This is a genomic window from Algoriphagus vanfongensis DSM 17529 (genome assembly GCF_000429465.1).
Lineage (GTDB): Bacteria > Bacteroidota > Bacteroidia > Cytophagales > Cyclobacteriaceae > Algoriphagus > Algoriphagus vanfongensis.
On the sequence record NZ_AUBX01000009.1, the window covers coordinates 807,104 to 825,842 of the forward strand.

The window sequence follows — 18,739 nt, forward strand, 5'->3', positions numbered from 1 at the left end:
CGGAGCAATTCGTGGTTTTTTTGTTGTCTTTGAGACACCTGTGCTTTTAATCCTGAAGATTCGTAATTTCAAACATACTTAAACCTACATAACCATGAAGCCACTCGTTTTTATTTTCTGCCTGATTTTCTCTTTTCAGCTTTTTGCCCAAGACAGCTGGCAGGTAATCGATGCCAAAGGCGAAGCCATGAAACGACATGAAAACTCTTTTGTGGAGTGCAATGGGAAATTTTATGCCTTAGGAGGACGGGGAGATCGTTCCGTGGATGAATTTGATCCCAATACCAATACCTGGCAAAAAGTAGCCGACGCACCGATGGAAATTAGCCATTTTCAGGCAGTCAGCTATAAGAATGAAATATGGGTTGTTGGCGCTTTCACTGGTGGGTATCCCCATGAAACCCCAATCGAGGATCTTTGGATTTTCAACCCGAAAACAAAAACTTGGAGAAAAGGTCCGAAACTTCCTGAAGGCAGGTACAGAGGATCAGCAGGAGTAGCGGTCAGAGGAGATAAAATCTATTTGGTCTGTGGCATTCAAGACGGTCATTATGAAGGTTTCGTGCCTTGGTTTGATGTGCTCGATCCAAAAACCGGAACTTGGACTCCGCTTCCAGATGCCCCAAGAGCCCGAGATCATGTCAGTGCCGCCATCGTCGGAAACAGGCTGTATTTAGCTGGAGGAAGAACTTCTCATGCAGCTATCGGGAAAGTGATTGAAACAACTATTTCTGAGGTGGACTTTTACGACTTTGAAACAGGAAAATGGAAAACGATCGATACAGCTATCCCTACCCAAAGAGCAGGCAATTCAAATTTAGGGATCGGACCCTATTTGGTGGTAATGAACGGAGAAAGCGGCGTTCAGGAATCTGCACATGCCGAGGTGGAGGTATTAGACACCAGAGACAATACCTGGAAAACCCTTGCTCCCTTGAATCAGGGAAGACATGGAACGGGAACCGTTTTCTACAAGGGAAAAATCTATGTTGCCGCCGGTTCAGCCAATCGGGGCGGTGGCCCTGAATTAAATTCAATAGAGGTTATGGAGTTTAAGTAAGTCTCCCTCCTTTGCAAAATCTTATAAAAACCATCCAATAAATTGTAAATCTTCCAGAGCTATTCTTCCCAACTTTGTATTAGTAAAACATCGAAGATTTATAATTAGCACATACCATGAAGACATTAACCTTCAAAACCAATATCAACTGCGGAAACTGCCTCGCCAAAGTAACCCCGATTCTTAATGCAGAATCCAGCATCCAATCCTGGAAAGTAGATTTGGAAGATCCGGAAAGAACTTTGACAGTGGAAACAGAAACGCTTTCTCCTGAAGATGTGAAGAAGACAGTTTTGACATCAGGCTTTTTGGCAACCCCCAAATAAAATTTGAAATCAGAATTTAGAAAGCTGAACATTCAGAGCTTAAACTACTGATATTCAGCATTCTAATTTTAAATAAAAACATTCAAAAAATTTATCCGTAGATTTGAAATGTTGAAAAAGCTGATCTCCATAGTGCTATCCTTAATGGTGCTTTTCTCCTCGGTGGGAATGGCCAAGACAACCCATATCTGTATGGGAGAGGAAATGGAAAGTGCTTTGGGATTTGTCGCTACTCATTTGGATTGTGGAATGGAGACATCCTCTTCCCATTCAAATGAGGATGGAAAAGCGCATTTGGAAAAAACTAAATGCTGTGAAAATCAGAGTCAACAAATTCAACTCGACGACGAAACCTCTCTAAAAAAGCATCAAAGCCAATTGGATTTCAATTTCGCGCTGGCTTTCGTTCAGATCTTTATTTTAGGGTTAGATCAGGATTCTGATGATGATGCCTCCTTCTCACCTTACTATTCCCCTCCGATTGATCAGGATTTATGTATCCTGCATCAAAGCTTTTTGATCTAAAATCATTCTGATGGCTTCGGCCATTCGTGCCCGGATACGCTGTATCCAAGCTTTTCTTTTGCACCATCAGAATGAATCATGCTCAATTCAATCATTAAGTATTTCTTAGAAAACAAGTTAGTCACTGTTCTTTTGCTACTCCTGATCGTAGCCTGGGGCATTGCAACCGCTCCTTTCAATTGGGAAACGGGTTTGATACCCCGAGATCCTGTGCCGGTGGACGCGATTCCGGATATTGGTGAAAACCAACAAATCGTCTTTACAGAATGGATGGGTAGATCACCACAGGACGTGGAAGATCAAATCACTTATCCATTAACTACCTCACTTTTGGGACTGCCAGGAGTCAAAAGTGTCAGAAGTAGTTCTGCCTTTGGCTTCTCCAGTATCTACATCATTTTCAATGAGGACATCGAATTCTATTGGAGTAGATCGCGTGTCCTTGAAAAACTAAACTCCCTTCCTTCCGGTCTTTTACCTGAAGGAGTACAACCCAAATTAGGTCCGGATGCCACGGCTTTGGGACAGGTTTATTGGTATACGCTGGAAGGGCGAGATCCAGAAGGAAATCCTGCTGGTGGTTGGGACTTACATGAATTGCGCTCCATCCAGGATTATTATGTACGCTATTCCCTGACAGCAGTAGATGGCGTGTCAGAGGTCGCATCAGTGGGAGGATACATCAAAGAATATCAAGTTGATGTGGATCCAGCTGCACTAAAGGCAAATGGAGTAACGCTCATGGATGTGATGGCTGCTGTTCAAAAATCAAATCTGGACGTTTCCGCCAACACCATCGAGGTCAACAAAGTCGATTACTTTGTCCGAGGTCTAGGCTATGTCGAAAATCTCAGTGATTTGGATCAGGCTGTTGTCAAAGTCACAAACAATGTTCCTATCCGGATTCAGGATGTTGCCAAAGTCAATATCGGTCCTCAACCCAGAAATATGGGGGGAATTCTGGATAAATCTGGAGCGGAAGCCGTTGGCGGTGTGGTTATCGCCCGATATGGAGACAATCCTCTCCAAGTGATTGAGGGTGTCAAAGCTGAAATCGAAAAGATTTCCGATGGACTTCCCAGCAAAACTTTGGCAGACGGGACTGTTTCCAAGGTAACTATCGTGCCATTTTATGATAGAACCAACCTGATCTACGAGACATTAGGAACCTTGTACGAGGCAATTTCCCTGCAGATTTTGATCACCATCATTGTGATTATTGTGATGGTCTATAATCTGAGAGCATCGCTACTGATTTCTGCCCTCCTGCCTTTGGCAGTTTTGATGTGCTTTATCTTTATGAAGTACTTTGGTGTGGACGCCAATATCGTGGCCCTATCAGGAATCGCGATTGCCATTGGAACCATGGTGGACTTGGGGATTATTTTGAATGAAAATATTCTCAGGCATCTGGAAATGCCGAATGGAGGTAAATCCAAACTCCAAATTGTCTATGAAGCTACCACAGAAGTCGGAGGAGCCATAATAACGGCAGTCAGCACGACAATCGTCAGTTTCCTTCCGGTATTTACCCTTCAGGCTGCTGAAGGAAAGCTATTCGGCCCTTTGGCTTACACCAAATCATTTGCCTTGATCTCAGCGGTCATCTTCACCTTGTTGATCATGCCTGCATTTTCCCACTGGTTTTTCTCATTCAAAAGCTATAAAGGAAAATTCTCTCGCTTAGCAAATTATGCTCTTGTAGTCTTTGGGTTGATTATCGCATTTTCGGTCTGGTCCTGGGCCGGTTGGGTTTTGGTAGGCTATGGATTGATCCATTCCTTGGCTTTTCATTTCCCTGAAATACTGGAAGCCAGAAAGAATGCACTCATCATTGCCGTAACCTTATTGGCTGTTGCTTCCCTCCTGACTTCGGAATGGATGCCCTTGGGAGTCTCCAACAGCTACTTGATCAACTTTGGGTTTATAGCAATTCTATTAACATTGGTATTGGGTGGTTTTACCCTTTTCATTCGGGTTTATCCACAGATTCTAAACTGGTGTCTGAACAATAAAAAGACATTCCTGACATTCCCTGTTGTGGTCTTGCTGTTAGGAGCCTCGGTTTGGTTGGGATTCAATTCGGTTTTCGGATTTATCCCCAAAACTTTGGATAAAATAGGCTTGAATATCCGAACTACTTCCCTTTGGTCTGGCTTATCCCATACTTTTCCTGGATTGGGTGAGGAATTTATGCCATCGCTTAATGAAGGATCATTTCTACTGATGCCAACCACCATGCCTCATGCTGGTGTTCAGGAAAACAGGGAAGTACTTCGAAAGCTTGATATGCTGGTCACAGCAATTCCAGAAGTAGAATTGGTAGTAGGGAAAGCAGGAAGGGCAGAAACTGCGATTGACCCGGCTCCCCTGACGATGTTTGAAAACACCATCAATTACAAAAGTGAGTATCTGACAGATGCAAATGGAACTCGGATCCGGTTCAAAGTGAATGGAGACGGGTTGTTTGAATTGAAAAACGGGACCTACTTTGATCCATCTACCATGGAGCCCCATCTGGTGGAAACTTCCCAGTTGGTAGTGGATTCAGATGGAGAATATTTCCGTCAATGGAGGTCTCATATCCAGAGTCCTGACGATATCTGGAATGAAATTGTAGGTGTTATCCAAATCCCGGGTGTGACTTCTTCTCCCAAACTTCAGCCCATTGAAACCCGATTGGTCATGCTACAAACAGGCATGAGAGCTCCTATGGGAATCAAAGTATATGGACCTGATTTACAATCCATTGAAGACTTTGGGTTAAAGCTTGAAAAATACCTAAAAGAGGTTCCCTCCGTGAAGAGTGAAGCAGTCTTTGCAGATCGGATCGTCGGCAAACCCTATCTGGAACTGGAGATTAAAAGGGATGAGATTTCCCGATATGGAATGAATGTGGTCGATGTGCAGGATTTCATTGAAACTGCCATCGGTGGGATGCAGTTGAGCACAACCGTGGAAGGCAGAGAACGCTATCCGATACGGGTGCGCTATGCACGGGAATTCCGTGATGATCCTGGCGCTATCGAAAATATTCAAGTCCCGACTCCTTTGGGAAATTACATTCCATTGGGTCAATTGGCAGACATAGGCTATAGGCCCGGGCCTGATATGATTCGTGGCGAAAACAGCTTCTTGGTAGGTTATGTATTGCTGGACAAAAAAGATGGATATGCAGAAGTTTCAGTAGTGGAAGATGCCCGGAACTACCTACAGTCCAAGATCGACTCGGGAGAACTGGTAATTCCCAAAGGGGTTAGATATACCTTTTCGGGCAGCTATGAAAATCAAATTCGAGCTGAGAAAAGACTTTCCATTGTGGTTCCACTTTCCCTGATTGTCATTTTCCTAATCCTTTATTTCCAGTTTAGAGCCGTTTCTACCACCTTGTTTGTATTTACAGGAATAGCCATGGCGTTTTCAGGAGGTTTTCTAATGCTTTGGTTATACGGACAGGATTGGTTCATGAACTTCTCCCTGTTTGACATCCCTATGAGGGAGCTCTTCCAGATGAAGGACATCAATCTTTCTGTCGCTGTTTGGGTTGGTTTTATTGCTCTTTTTGGTATTGCGACAGATGACGGAGTGGTCGTTGCTTCCTATCTGGATCAAAGTTTCAAAGCGCATCAACCTACCTCAGTTCAAGAAGTTCGTACCGCAGTAATTGAGGCGGGAAAAAGAAGGGTTCTTCCTTGCCTGATGACCACAGCCACTACCCTTTTGGCCTTGGTTCCCATCCTTACCTCAACTGGAAGAGGATCGGATATTATGATTCCTATGGCTATTCCCTCTCTGGGTGGAATGGTCCTGGAACTGACTACAGTATTCATCGTGCCGACTCTGTATTGCTGGTGGGCCGAAAGAAAATTAAAGCAGAACACTGGTGTCTTTACAACCGAACAAAATCAATAGGCCATGAGAAAAATTTCAATTCTATTCTTCCTACTGACGGCCATCACTACCTTCTCCTGGGGCCAAAATCTGGATGATTACCTGATTCAGGCAGGAGAAAACAATCCTGAATTGCAGGCTTATTATCATGAATATCTGGCTTCCTTGGAAAAAGCTCCTCAGGTAAGCAGTCTCCCGGATCCTGAATTGTCTATGGGGATTTTCTTTTCCCCGATGGAAAGATGGATGGGAAATCAGGTGGCTGATATCAAACTGATGCAGATGTTTCCATGGTTTGGAACTTTGGGAGTAAAAAAGGAGGAAGCTAATCTGATGGCACATGTCCGATACCAGGTATTTCTGGATGCCAAAAACAAACTCTTTTATCAGGTAAAATCCACCTATTATGACTTGTATCAAATTCAGGAAGAAATACAGATCAATCAGGAGAATTTGGAATACCTGAAGGAATATGAACGTCTGGCTTTGGTGAAATTCAAGAGTGCTTCTTCTCCCGGTACCGCCTCCTCCCAGATGCCTCAGGCTACCATGGGCAGCAATAGGACCAGTACAGCTTCGGGAGTGGATGCCATGAACGGATCTCCAGAAAATTCTTCTCCCAATCCAACCCCACAGATGCCAGCTGGTTCGGCAATGGCTTCAGGGACGGGAATGAGTGATATTCTTCGAATCAGAATGCAGGTCAGGGAATTGGAAAACACGATTGCCAATCAATCCGATCAATTGATCCCCCTTCGCATCAAGTTCAATCAATTGCTCAACAGGGAGATCAACACTCCCATTTCTGAATTGGATACCCTGGTCCCTACCCAGTTGATCATGGATAAAATGGCTGTATTGGACAGCATCTCTAGTCAAAATCCCCTATTGGCCATGTATGATACCGAAATGGAAGTTTTGGACCAACAGGAACAAATGGCACGTCTGGATGGAAGGCCTATGTTTGGCGCAGGAGTGAACTACATGCCTTTTCAGGCACGACCGGAAAGTGGAATGATGATGGGGGGAAAAGATATGGTCATGCCCATGGTCAGCCTGACCTTGCCTATTTACAGGAAAAAAACCAATTCCAGGATTAAAGAAACAGAATACCTGAGAGAGGCAACCTTACTGAAAAAAGAGAAAAAGGAAAATATGTTGGCCATGCAGTGGGCCAATGCCATCCTGGATTTGGAGAATGCCAATCGAAATATTGCCCTATACCATGAGCAAAGCCAATTAGCTGAACAAACACTTAGACTTCTTCTCACCTCTTTTTCTACCAATGGACAAGAAATGGAAGAAGTTCTTAGGGTAAATCAGCAACTGCTGAATTATAAACTTCAAAGTATGATCTCTATTGTTCAACAACACAAAAGTTTAGCAATGCTGGAATCCTTAGGAACTGGAACTCCCCTCAATTAAATCATCAAAAGCATGCAAAAGCTATTAGAAAATAAATGGATCAAATTCGGGGCTTTACTCTTGGCAGGAATTGTCATTGGGTGGATAATAAAACCAAGTTCCCCTGCCAGTTCTGAAGACGAGCATAATCATTCGGAGTCTTTGGCGGATCAGCTGTGGACTTGCTCTATGCACCCGCAAATCAAACTAAATGAACCCGGCTCCTGCCCAATTTGTGGAATGGATCTGATTCCGGTTTCCAGCAATACCTCTTCTGGTAATTCCAATGCTTTGGTCTATGAAATGACTCAGGATGCAGTGGCCCTGGCCAATATCCATACTACCAAAGTGGGTGGAGCTGCATCTGGAAATCAGGTAACCTTGACTGGAAAAATTCAAACTGACGAACGTGAAAATGCGGCCATTACAGCCAAATTCCCTGGAAGAATTGAAAAACTCTATGTTTCCTTCACAGGAGAACAGGTACGAGCTGGACAGAAACTGGCAAGTATCTATTCCCCTGAATTGATGACGGCCCAGCAGGAATTATTGGAAGCGTCAAAATCCAAATCCTCTTTCCCTGAACTTTACCAGGCTGCCAAAGAAAAGCTGAAACTATGGAAACTGAGCGAACAACAAATCGCCTCCATAGAAGCTGGAGGGAAAATTCAGGAGCAAATGGATGTGGTTGCCGAGCACGGTGGCGTAGTTACCCAGCGAAACATTGCCGTGGGCGATTATGTAAGCACTGGATCCGTATTATTCAACGTGGTCAACCTTTCCAAACTTTGGGTTTTGATGGATGCCTATGAATCTGATTTGCCATTTTTGAAAATTGGAAATGAAGTTTCATTCACAGCCGCCGGGATTCCCGGTGAAACTTTCAAAGCCAAAGTCAGCTTCATCGATCCCCTGATCAATCCAAGCACTCGATCCGCTTCTGTTCGAGCAGAGATTTCCAATTCCCAAGGAAAGTTGAAGCCGGAAATGTTTGTGACAGGCACGATTTCATCGAATTCATCTTCAGCCAATACCGAGCTCTCTATTCCCAGAACTGCTTTGCTTTGGACTGGAAAGAGGTCTATTGTCTATGTTAAAGTCCCTAATTCTGAAGTTCCGGCATTCGAAATGCGAGAAGTAAGCCTTGGCTCCAAAGTTGGTGATAATTACCTTATAGAGTCTGGAATAATGCCCGGAGAGGAAATCGTCACCAATGGAGTCTTTGCAGTAGATGCGGCAGCACAGCTTTCTGGGAGCTATAGCATGATGAATAGACCTGAATCTAAATCTATGGAAGTTCCGGAAGCTTTTAGATCTCAGATCACAACTTTGGCAGATGCCTATTTTGAGATCAAAAACAATTTGGCTTCAGACAATTTGACTGAAAGTCAGAAAAGTGCAAAAAATGCCCAAAACAGCCTATCTGGAGTAGACATGAAGCTTTTGGAAGGAATGGCCCACGAGCATTGGATGCAACTAATGAAGCAAATTTCCGCAAGTTTAAATCAATTGGAAGCATCATCTGATCTGGAATCATCCAGAAAATATTTCTCAGATCTTTCTACTGCTGTTTTGGATATGACGGAGCGCTTTGGGTTGAACAAAGAGGTCGTATATAAAGATTACTGCCCAATGGCTTTCGGGGATCAGGGAGCATATTGGCTTTCTGAGAGCAAAGCTATTTCCAACCCCTACTTTGGAGCATCCATGCTGACTTGTGGAGAGGTCAAACAAACTTATTTGAAGGGTCAAACTGTATTTGAAACAGAATCACCAAAGACAACAATATCATCAACTCATACTCATTAAATAAAAATTATGAAAAAGACTAGTTTATTCGCCCTAGCCCTCGGAATCGCATTGTATTCTTGCTCAGGTTCCAAAACAGAAGATCATACCATGCATGAAGATCATGATATGAATCAAAAAACAGACCTTGTCAAATCCCAATCTACGACGGCTATCATTGACTCTTACTTGGCTATCAAGAATGACTTAGTCAAAGACGATGCTGCTGCTGTGGCTGCCAAAAGCAGTGATCTTGTACAAGCGATCAAATCTTATGATCCAGCAAGCTTGGAGGCTACAGTCAAAGGTGAAGCAGAAAATCTCCAAATGGAAGCTGCGATGGTAGCTGAAAACCTTGCTACAGAAGATATCGCAGCCCAGAGAGAAAGCTTTCAGGCATTGAGTGTCCTGATGACCGATTTTGTCAAAGTAGCAGGAACAGACCGTACCTTGTATCAGCAGCACTGTCCGATGTACAAAGATGGAAGTGGAGGAATCTGGCTGAGTGCTTCAGAAGAAATCAAAAATCCACTATTCGGAAGTTCTATGTTAACTTGCGGGAAAGTGGAGGAGATTTTGGCTTTGAATTAAACTTAGAAAAATATTGTCAGTCCGAGCGTCCTCGATACCAATCGGGATCGAGGACCCTTCGACTTCGCTCAGGGTGACGTAAATTTTGAAAAAATTCAGAATTTTCATCTCCAATTACCTATTAAAAAGATCCCCGCTAGCCTTAATTGACCATGAAAAAGCAACTCATACTTCTATTTTTCCTAGGGTTTTTGGGTACTTCCATACAGGCTCAGCAAAAAGTTTTGGAACCTTTAAAGGTTTCCCAAATCAGAGGAATTAATGTCTTCGGGAAGCCTGTGGACAATCAAACCCGCTGTGTTCATTGGCATTCGGATTTGGATATCATCGCTATCAAATTCAAATGTTGCGAAAAATATTATCCCTGCTATTCCTGTCATGAGGAAGAAGCCGAGCATGAACCCAAAGTTTGGCCTAGGGAGGAATTTGATCAAAAGGCCATTCTATGCGGGGTTTGCGGGACTGAGCTAAGCATAGCCGATTATATGGCTTCCAATAATACCTGTCCCAAATGTCAATCCGCCTTCAATCCAGGCTGCAGCAAACACTACCACTTGTATTTTGAGACCAAATGATCAGGTCAATTCTAATCTAGAATTGTAAATCTAACTCCCAAGAAGCCCCGAATCCCTTGATTGGGTGCATAGACATAGGTCGGATCAAAAGTCAAAGCATTGGGATTTTCAGGTGTGGGTACTACCATGCCCCCATCGTCGAATACAACATCTCGATCAAAAGGATCAAACGCCCTAGCGATGCTATTGGCTGGTGGAGTAAAGTTCAACAAGTTTTTGACCCCACCATAAACTTCCCATCTGCCAAAATTCTTACTGACTTGGATGTTTTGAAGACTGTACCACGGTGAATATTCTGGTCTATCATCCAGCTCGCCGAGCAAGGGCAATCGCATCGGGCTATACACATTCCCTGTATAATCAATTTTAAGATCGATCGATGGCACCTGATAGCTGATAGTCCATACACCTGAAAACCGCTCGGTCAAAAGCTGTCTTACCTTTTGCCCTTCTTCTTCCAAAGTCACATCCATCAGAGTCGCACCAGCCATAACCTGAAATCCTGAGGCAAATGCAGCGTCCACATTCAGCGAAATTCCTTTGGAAACGGCACTTCCGTCCAGATTGGAGTAAATGATCTGGTTGGGATTAGTCTCATAGTCAGGCACGATTCGATTGGTGAAATAGGTATAAAAGCCAGAAGCATCAAAGGAATAATAGTTTCCTTTCGAAGTATAGAGTTTTTTGACCAAGTTGACATTGCCATTCCAGCTTTTCTCAGGCGCTAATTCCTCTGCGAAAACTACATCCCTCGCTCCTGTCAATGCCGCGTGATCTTCAGTAAATACGTTTGCAACTCGAAAACCATTGCCTCCAGAAAGTCTAAAAACAGTCGTTTTGTCCAAAGAAGACCATTTGTAATTAAGCCTAGGAGTCATAATTGAGCCATGAACAGAATTGTAATCATACCTTAGTCCCAGTAGCAATTTACTTTGACTTGATAGCGTAATCTCGTCTTGTACAAATGCACCGGGAAGATGAACTTTGGAGGGTTCATTTTCTCCACCGACACCTCCAGTGGCTGGCGTATTATCATCATAGTAGGTGTAGCGATAAGCAGCTCCTAGTAAAAACTGATTGACTCCCATCTCTTTTCTCCAAGTCAATTGCCCAAAAGCTATCTTTTGATCAGCTAGGTATTTGGTATCCCCATAAACCGAATTTTGACCGTGTCCATTGGCAGAAAACTGGAAATTTACATTTTCCACGCCCGGTAATTCATAGGTACCAAACAGTTCCCAGCGACTGGTATAGATGCTTTCCCCATAGATTTCATCACCTCCTCTGTATTCTGGACTCCACAGCATCTGACCTCCCCAGCGATCTTCATAGAGATACCTCCCTGCCAAAGAAAATACTTTATTGCCCGGTCTATTCACTTGTATTTTTTCAAAAAACGAGACTCTTCTTTGCAAAGTAACATCTGTAAACCCATCTCCATTTTTATCTATTGGATTGTCATACCAAAATACATTGCCTCCAGTAAGTGACTGTATCTTTTTACCAAAAGTCGTTTTCAATCCCAAATCTGCATTGATTTCACCCCAACTACTCGCCATCAAATCCATGGAAAAAGCGGGCGCCAATTCTGTTTTTTTGGTGATCACATTGATCAATCCTCCTACAGCCTCAGAACCATAAAGGGTAGAAGCCGGTCCTTTGACCACTTCGATCCGATCAATCAGGGACTGAGGAATCCCCGTCAATCCATAAACCGTCGAAAGCCCGCTTACGATCGGCATTCCATCAATCAGCACCATCGTATAGGGCCCTTCCAATCCATTGATATGGATATCTCCCGTATTGCAGACATTGCAATTGATCTGGGGACGAACCCCATTGACATTTTGGAGTGATTCAAAAAGTGAAGGTGTGGGATTAGCTTTAAAAAATGTGGATTTATAAACCTCTATGGGTACAGGACTATCCAATTTGGAAACCTCCTGCAGGGTGCCACTGACTACCACCTCGTCCAAGCTGCTGTCCAATTGCTTCATCTTGACTTGCAATGGAGCGTCCAGAGGCAAGCTGACATCAACTACCTCTCTCTGATATCCGATGAGCGAGAATTCCACTCGGTGTTTTCCTGCTTTCAGATCTTTCAACTCAAAATATCCAGACGCATCTGTGATCGTCCCCCTTTGCAGATCAGGCAAAAATACACTGACAAACTCCAAATGACCTTGTGGCCCCTCTACATGCCCTTTGAAGGCCTGTTGAGCAAAAAGATCTATGACTGTAATGACCAAAATGCAACTTATAGCTATCCCCTTTTTCATAATTTCAAATGCAACATTATTGCAATTATAAAACTTATCGAATCAGAATTCAATTGTTATTTATACAAATGTATTTTGTTAGATTATTCTAACAAAGGAATTTCAAAATTCTTTTCTGCATATTTGAGTATTCAAACAAGCTCATGGCTAGCACTACAGAAGAAAATTATCTCAAAGCTCTATTCAACTTGTCCAATCCTGCTGGGGAAGTTGGGATCTCGGAATTGGCACAGCACCTCCAAGTTTCCATGCCTTCTGCCAATAGCATGGTCAAGACTCTTCACAAAAGCGGTTTACTGATTTATGAAAAATATAAACCGGTCACTCTTACTCAAAAAGGAAAAAAAGAAGCTGCTTTGATCATCAGAAAGCATCGATTGACAGAGATGTTTTTGGTTAATAAAATGGGATTCGGATGGGAAGAGGTGCATGAAATAGCAGAGCAAGTGGAGCATATCCATGCACCTAAATTTTTTGAACGAATGGATGAAATGATGGGACATCCCACGGTAGATCCCCATGGATCACCTATTCCAGACAAACAGGGGCGAATTCAAGAAATGCATTTTAAGAGCTTGGCAGAAGTCCAGCCGGGACAGGAGGTCGTGTTGGTAGCATTGCGCGATTCATCCATTGAATTTTTGGAATACCTGAACAGTCGACAGCTTAGTTTGGGAACAGAATTACGTCTGATTTCCAAAGAAGCCTTTGATGAAAGTATCGTGGTCAGTTATTTAGACTCTGAAAAAGAAACACTCAGTCAAAAAGTCTGTGAAAAATTGCTGGTCAAAATTTACGAGTCGAATAAGTCTTCTCACTAATCTATTTGCTACAGCTATTTTAACAGGAATGCATCTGGTTGGCAACTAGCAAAATAGACCCGTGAAAACACGGATCAAGGCAAATATTCTTATTCAAGTTACTGCTCGTCTCTGTTCGTATCACCACGAACAGCAAAACACTTTTTTTTACAAATTGAAATAAAGGGTCACGGCAAATTCAACCTCATCAAAAATCCTTCTTCCAGTTTCGATTCGATTTTTTCTCCGATTGTTGTTTTTTGGACTGAAGACGTTTTTCGACAGCAGCTTTGCTAGGCTTGCTGGCTTTCCTGATTTTCCGCTTTTCAAAAGCCTTGCGAAGCAGATCGTAAAACTTACCGATCACCAGCTCCTTATTCTGGATTTGAGATCGCTTTTCCTGACTTTGTAATTGAAGTACTCCAGATTGATCTACTTTATTGGAAAATCTGGTCAATAGTTTTTCTTTTTCTTCCTCTGTTAATACCTGAGAATTGGGGATATTGAAGAATAACAAAACCTTGGTCTCCACCTTGTTTACATTTTGGCCCCCAGGCCCACCGCTTCTAGCAGTTTGGAAATTCAATTCCTTCAAAAAATCTCCACGTTCAATCCGGGCTTCTAAGTAATTCATAACTTAAAGGTAGGCGAAATAAATCCATTGACATCAAAGCAGATTTCTTTCCGAATTTTTCAATTTTGAAATCTTTCAATTCCTCACTTTTCCACCAACGGTTCACTAAAACTCCTTTTTTCACCGGAAATTCAAAGAAATAGATTTCATCTATTAAATTGAAATCCGACCAAATCTCAAACCAATTAACACAACCCAAAATCATGAAAAACAGAAGAGAATTCCTGATCAAATCCACTTTGGGCGCAGCAGGCCTTGCACTTGCTCCAGCTTGGCTTCAAGGAGCTCCGGCAATCATCCGCAACTTCAACAAACCTGATAGCAAAATAAACGGAGTACAAATCGGTTGCATAACCTATTCTTTTCGCTCATTACCCGATCAAAGCGCCGAAGCGACGCTGAAATACGTGGTCGATTCAGGCTTGAGCGCCATCGAACTGATGGGTGATCCTGCCGAAAGCTTTGCGGGAATGCCACAGGCAACTTTTGAGAGAAGCAAAATGTGGCAGCTCGGACGTAAAGCAAGAGATGGTGAATTGACTGATGATGAAAAGAAAGAATGGGAAGAGCTTCAAAAGGAAGCCGCTGCTTATTCCCAACAGGTCGCAGCATGGAGAGCGACAGCTGACATGAAGCCTTTTGAGCAAGTCAAAAAAATGTACAAAGATGCTGGCGTGAGTATCTATGCTTTCAAGCCCGCTGCTTTTGGAAGAAATAATACCGATGCAGAAGTAGCCTATGGGATGAAAGCTGCCAAAGCATTGGGTGCAAGTCATGTGACATTGGAGCATCCTTCAAATGACGAACAAACGCTACGTCTGGGCAAGCTAGGAGAAAAATACGGAATGTCTGTCGCCTATCATGGACATGAGCAGCAGACCTTTGACTTCTGGGACACTGCATTGGCCCAAAGCCCAAAAAATGCCTTAAATCTAGACATGGGGCATTTTGTAGCTGCTGGACATAGCGATGAGCTAGTTCCACTGATCCAAAAGCAACACGCTCATATCCTGAGTATGCATACTAAAGACCGACAAACTCCCGCTCATGGTAAAGGAAATCTTGCCTGGGGCGAAGGCGACACACCGATTGGAGATGTCTTGCAACTGATGCAAAAGAACAAGTATAAGTTTCCTGCCACTATCGAACTCGAATATCAAGTCCCAGAGAGTTCTGATCCTGTGAAAGAAGTACAAAAATGCCTTGAGTTTTGTAGAAAAAGCTTGGGATAAGACTCCTCAAACTGGAGTAAAGACACAAAAAAAGGCCGAATTCGGCCTTTTTTTCTTTAACGAGGTAAAGAATCAATTACTATTAACAGCTTGACTAGCTTGATTGGAAAGGGATTTGCCCTTTTCTGCAGCTTGCTGACTCACTTCTTTAACTAATTTTCCGATTTCATTACCAGTCTTTTTCAGGCTATCCATCGCCTTGTTCAGATTTTTCTGATTGATTTGATCTCTGTTTTGATAGATAAGGCTTCCTGCTGCGATTCCAGCTACCAAACCTCCTACCCACATCATCCAAGAATTTTTGTTCGTTTTCATAGTAGTTTCGTTTAGTGGTTATTGTTCTAACGATATTTCACTATCATCTGTCGAATAATCCGGCCAATTTTTGGCTCTTTTCTTCAAAATTCATAAACACCTGTTTTAGAAGCGATTACACAAACAGCTATTTCAATCCCCTCTTTTTCATTTCCCAAATACCTTATTCAATAATCAAAAAAATACACAACTTGTAGAATGGAACCCACATTTCAGTTTGAATCTCAAGTAGGCAAGTTTGATTTCAACCATTGGAACTACCATCTGCCGGTCCCAGATGAGTATGCCCTACAACTCATGGACAAAGAGAATAAGCGGGTGATGGTATGGCTAGCAAATGACGGCCCCTATCACATGGCTCTGATGAAATCCAAGGAATATTGGTATATTTTAGTCAATCAGGAGCTTCGTAAAAAACATCAACTGGAAGAAGGCAGTAAAATCAAAGTGCAATTGGCTAAGGATCCCAACTTCTATGGCCATGAGCTTCCCGAAGAGCTTGAAGTGCTTTTGGATCAGGACAAGGAAGGTCATGATTACTTCAAGTCACTGACTCCGGGCAAACAGAGAAGTTTGGTCTATATCGTCACCAAGGTGAAAAATCCAGAAAGCCGAATGAAAAAATCACTGGCCATTGTCCATCATCTCAAGTTAGCTAAGGGGCTATTGGACTTCAAGCAACTCAATGAGTGGATCAAATATTACAATAATCTCTAATGAGCTTGAATCCAAGAATTCTGAATGGTTTGGATTTATCTAACCATAAAAAAACCCTGATGGCTCAGGGTTTTGTCATGTTCAGTACTACTTCTTATTGATTCCTAATTTTTCTTGATGGCTCCTTCGGTTTGCCTCTTTTTTGGGCCTACTTGCACCGAAAGTTCCTCTACTGATTTTTCCTCTTTTGGATTTCAAATCTCCTTTTCCCATTATTAATTCGGTTTTAGTTAAAAGATATTCTAAGATAAAAAACAGATCTGGCGATGTCAAATGAGCTGTTTTTATCATTTTCAACTACGAAAAATAAGACCTTGAAAAAAACTTCCTAATTTCCGTCTATGCTTCAAATAAACTGTGATCTCGGTGAAGGAATAGCCTGGGAAGAACAACTCATCCCTTGGATCGATGCAGCAAGTGTCGCCTGCGGCGGACATTTCGGGGATGATACTTCGATCCAAAAAACTTTGGACTACTGCGTTCATTTTGGTAAAAAAGCCGGAGCTCACCCCTCCTATCCTGATCGGGAATATTTTGGCAGAAAATCACTGAAGATTGAGAATGAAGCTTTGTTAGCCTCAATTTTTGATCAAATTGAAAGATTTGAGCATGTAAGAAAAACGATGGGAATGGACCTGGACCATATCAAGTTTCATGGGGCCTTATACAACGACGCCGCTAAAAACCCTGAGCTGGCAGATTTACTGGCTGACTTCCTTTTTGACCACTATCCCCAGGCTTGCCTTTTTGTACCACCTGAGTCTGCTATTGAGCAAGCAGCAGCTAACAAAGGATTACCTATAAAAAGGGAAATCTTCGGAGACCGAGCATATGGGGATGATTACAAACTGAGACCTAGATCGGAAAAAGAATCACTTTTCACAGCGCTTGAACAGGTAGAAAAGCAGATCAAAACCATCTTTGAACGCAGTTCAATCTTAGCTACAAATGGCAACTTGATCCCAATAAATGCTGATACAATTTGCTTTCACGGAGACAATCAGGCAGTTCTTTCTATTCTTCCTCAAATCAGAAAAAAATGGTGGAGTTAAAACCCCATATCAATCAAATCACACCTAATTGGACCGAACTAACATGGCCTATCAAAATGGTTGGGAAGTATCTAGCACATAGAATTGCCTGTGAAAATTGGCTTCTTAGCGCTTTTGAAAAGGAAATTGTAGAAATAAGAGCCGGATATCAAAGTAGTTCTATCATCTGGAGTTCCACACCAGATCTTCCATTTTTAAAAGAAACACTTGCCCGGTTTGAAGTCAATTCCACAGAAGTGGAGTGCAGGATATGGAGAATTCCCGTTTGCTATGAACCTGCATATGGAAAAGATTTGCATGCTCTGGCGAAAGCCAAACGAATTCTTCCTGAAGAATTGATCCACTTGCACAGTCGACAAAGCTACCAATTGATTTTCTATGGTTTTCTTCCCGGCTTCATGTACCTATCAGGCTTAGATCCATTGCTTTCGCAGCCAAGAAAATCAATTCCCGACAGGGTTATACAAGCGGGTTCTGTAGCGATAGGTGGTGATCAAACGGGAATATATCCAATGGAAAGTCCTGGCGGATGGCATGTAATCGGCCGTACGCCAATTCCGTTTTTTGATCCAAAAAATAACCCTCCAGTTTGGGCCAAGCCAGGTGATGAAATTCGGTTTTATGCTATCAGTAGCTCAGAATTTGAGTATCTGGAAACAGTGCCAACTCCACTAGCTCCCCTATGATCAGAGACTGGACATTTGCAAAAATTCTAAACACCGGTCCCGGTACATCCATCCGGGATCTGGGAAGATCAGGCTTCGCTTCATACGGAGTACCAAAATCAGGACCAGCTGATCTGATCGCTTATTCGTGGAACAATCTTATTTTGAAAAATAAGCCTGGCGCTGCCCAACTCGAAATCATGCATCCCGGATTCAAGGTTCAGTTTCTCGCACCCACTCTGATTTCTTTGGCCGGTCCCACAGCTGAAATCAAGTTGAATAAACAACCAATAAAACCCCATGGTATTCATGAAATCAACTACGGGGACTATCTGGAAATAGGAAAATTTGAACTCGGAGCGATCATCTATCTTGGAATCCGAGATGGTTTTCAATCAGAAGAGGTACTTCGATCACGTAGTCAATACCCCGGTATCACCAAAAGATACTTTGTCAAAAAAAGTGATGAAATTCCCTATTTCACCAATCAGGAGATTCCTTTCTACCCAAAATCCTCTACTGTCAAGTGGAAAACTGACTACCTACACCAGGAAACAATTCGGGTCTACCCAGGCCCTGAATGGAATCAACTTGCCAAGATTCAGCAAAAGACACTTCTAACACAGCCATTCCACGTTTCCGAAATGAAAAATAGCATGGCTGTACAATTGGATGAGCTCATTCCAAACACCCTGATGCAAATGGCCTCTGCTCCCGTGTTCCCAGGGACTGTCCAATTGACTCCTGGCGGCAAATTACTATGCCTCCTACAAGACTGTCAAGTGACAGGTGGCTATCCTAGACTTTTACAAGTCCATGAAGAGGATCATGGGATTTTAGTCCAGAAAAAACCGGGGCAGTGTATCAGATTCAGACAGTAAAGAC

The 18,739-nt window shown here is 42.7% G+C and carries 18 protein-coding genes; 14 read left to right on the top strand and 4 right to left on the bottom strand.

From position 1 onward, the window contains the following. Window positions 1-94 precede the first annotated feature (94 nt). From G460_RS0104910 to G460_RS0104945, 8 genes are all read left to right on the top strand, one after another. Complete coding sequence (locus G460_RS0104910; RefSeq protein ID WP_026954318.1) at window positions 95-1,060, top strand: Kelch repeat-containing protein; 966 nt, start codon at window positions 95-97, stop codon at window positions 1,058-1,060. Window positions 1,061-1,176: 116 nt separating this feature from the next. After that, entirely contained in the window at window positions 1,177-1,386 is a 210-nt protein-coding gene (locus G460_RS0104915) for a heavy-metal-associated domain-containing protein (protein ID WP_026954319.1), read from the top strand. Window positions 1,387-1,494: 108 nt separating this feature from the next. Next, a complete protein-coding gene (locus tag G460_RS0104920) occupies window positions 1,495-1,911 on the top strand; it encodes an HYC_CC_PP family protein (protein ID WP_026954320.1) in 417 nt (138 codons plus the stop codon). A 78-nt stretch (window positions 1,912-1,989) separates the two neighbouring features. Next, window positions 1,990-5,823, top strand: coding sequence for an efflux RND transporter permease subunit (locus G460_RS0104925; protein WP_026954321.1), 3,834 nt, complete (start codon window positions 1,990-1,992; stop codon window positions 5,821-5,823). Window positions 5,824-5,826: 3 nt separating this feature from the next. Next, window positions 5,827-7,227, top strand: coding sequence for a TolC family protein (locus G460_RS0104930; protein WP_026954322.1), 1,401 nt, complete (start codon window positions 5,827-5,829; stop codon window positions 7,225-7,227). A gap of 12 nt (window positions 7,228-7,239) precedes the next feature. Then, window positions 7,240-9,015 (top strand): efflux RND transporter periplasmic adaptor subunit, encoded by a 1,776-nt coding sequence (locus tag G460_RS21430; RefSeq protein ID WP_035463855.1) that lies wholly within the window; start codon window positions 7,240-7,242, stop codon window positions 9,013-9,015. 9 nt (window positions 9,016-9,024) lie between these two features. Then, complete coding sequence (locus G460_RS21435) at window positions 9,025-9,585, top strand: DUF3347 domain-containing protein (protein ID WP_051315916.1); 561 nt, start codon at window positions 9,025-9,027, stop codon at window positions 9,583-9,585. 152 nt (window positions 9,586-9,737) lie between these two features. Then, on the top strand, window positions 9,738-10,160 hold the full coding sequence (locus tag G460_RS0104945; protein ID WP_084421148.1) for a CHY zinc finger protein: 423 nt from the start codon (window positions 9,738-9,740) through the stop codon (window positions 10,158-10,160). 11 nt (window positions 10,161-10,171) lie between these two features. On the opposite strand, the gene G460_RS0104950 is transcribed toward G460_RS0104945, so the two are convergent. Further along, a complete protein-coding gene (locus G460_RS0104950; RefSeq protein ID WP_026954324.1) occupies window positions 10,172-12,439 on the bottom strand; it encodes a TonB-dependent receptor in 2,268 nt (755 codons plus the stop codon). A 143-nt stretch (window positions 12,440-12,582) separates the two neighbouring features. Between G460_RS0104950 and G460_RS0104955 the strand changes: the two genes are divergently transcribed. Continuing rightward, a complete protein-coding gene (locus G460_RS0104955; RefSeq protein WP_026954325.1) occupies window positions 12,583-13,260 on the top strand; it encodes a metal-dependent transcriptional regulator in 678 nt (225 codons plus the stop codon). 187 nt (window positions 13,261-13,447) lie between these two features. On the opposite strand, the gene arfB is transcribed toward G460_RS0104955, so the two are convergent. Continuing rightward, complete coding sequence (arfB, locus tag G460_RS0104960) at window positions 13,448-13,873, bottom strand: alternative ribosome rescue aminoacyl-tRNA hydrolase ArfB (RefSeq protein ID WP_026954326.1); 426 nt, start codon at window positions 13,871-13,873, stop codon at window positions 13,448-13,450. A 203-nt stretch (window positions 13,874-14,076) separates the two neighbouring features. On the opposite strand from arfB, the gene G460_RS0104970 reads away from it, so the two are divergent. Continuing rightward, the gene (locus G460_RS0104970; protein WP_026954328.1) at window positions 14,077-15,105 is read left to right on the top strand and encodes a sugar phosphate isomerase/epimerase family protein; all 1,029 of its coding nucleotides are present in this window, start codon (window positions 14,077-14,079) and stop codon (window positions 15,103-15,105) included. Window positions 15,106-15,177: 72 nt separating this feature from the next. Here the strand turns inward: G460_RS0104970 and G460_RS0104975 are convergent, their stop codons facing one another. Further along, window positions 15,178-15,420, bottom strand: a complete 243-nt coding sequence (locus tag G460_RS0104975; RefSeq protein ID WP_157366859.1) for a hypothetical protein — start codon at window positions 15,418-15,420, stop codon at window positions 15,178-15,180. A gap of 198 nt (window positions 15,421-15,618) precedes the next feature. Between G460_RS0104975 and G460_RS0104980 the strand changes: the two genes are divergently transcribed. Then, window positions 15,619-16,137 carry a YdeI/OmpD-associated family protein gene (locus tag G460_RS0104980; protein ID WP_026954330.1) on the top strand — a complete coding sequence of 173 codons (519 nt, stop codon included), beginning with the start codon at window positions 15,619-15,621 and terminating at the stop codon, window positions 16,135-16,137. Window positions 16,138-16,224: 87 nt separating this feature from the next. Here G460_RS0104980 and G460_RS23510 read toward each other — a convergent pair whose 3' ends face one another. Next, entirely contained in the window at window positions 16,225-16,428 is a 204-nt protein-coding gene (locus G460_RS23510; RefSeq protein ID WP_425393927.1) for a 30S ribosomal protein THX, read from the bottom strand. Between the two features lie 50 nt (window positions 16,429-16,478). On the opposite strand from G460_RS23510, the gene G460_RS0104990 reads away from it, so the two are divergent. Genes G460_RS0104990 through G460_RS0105000 form a run of 3 tightly spaced genes read left to right on the top strand, consistent with a single transcriptional unit; the run spans window position 16,479 to window position 18,735 of the window. Continuing rightward, a complete protein-coding gene (locus G460_RS0104990) occupies window positions 16,479-17,189 on the top strand; it encodes a LamB/YcsF family protein (RefSeq protein WP_026954331.1) in 711 nt (236 codons plus the stop codon). Further along, on the top strand, window positions 17,177-17,875 hold the full coding sequence (pxpB, locus tag G460_RS21440; RefSeq protein ID WP_035463857.1) for a 5-oxoprolinase subunit PxpB: 699 nt from the start codon (window positions 17,177-17,179) through the stop codon (window positions 17,873-17,875). The genes G460_RS0104990 and pxpB overlap by 13 nt, the downstream gene beginning before the upstream one ends. Beyond that, window positions 17,872-18,735 (top strand): 5-oxoprolinase subunit C family protein, encoded by an 864-nt coding sequence (locus G460_RS0105000; RefSeq protein ID WP_026954332.1) that lies wholly within the window; start codon window positions 17,872-17,874, stop codon window positions 18,733-18,735. The genes pxpB and G460_RS0105000 overlap by 4 nt, the downstream gene beginning before the upstream one ends. Window positions 18,736-18,739 lie beyond the last annotated feature (4 nt).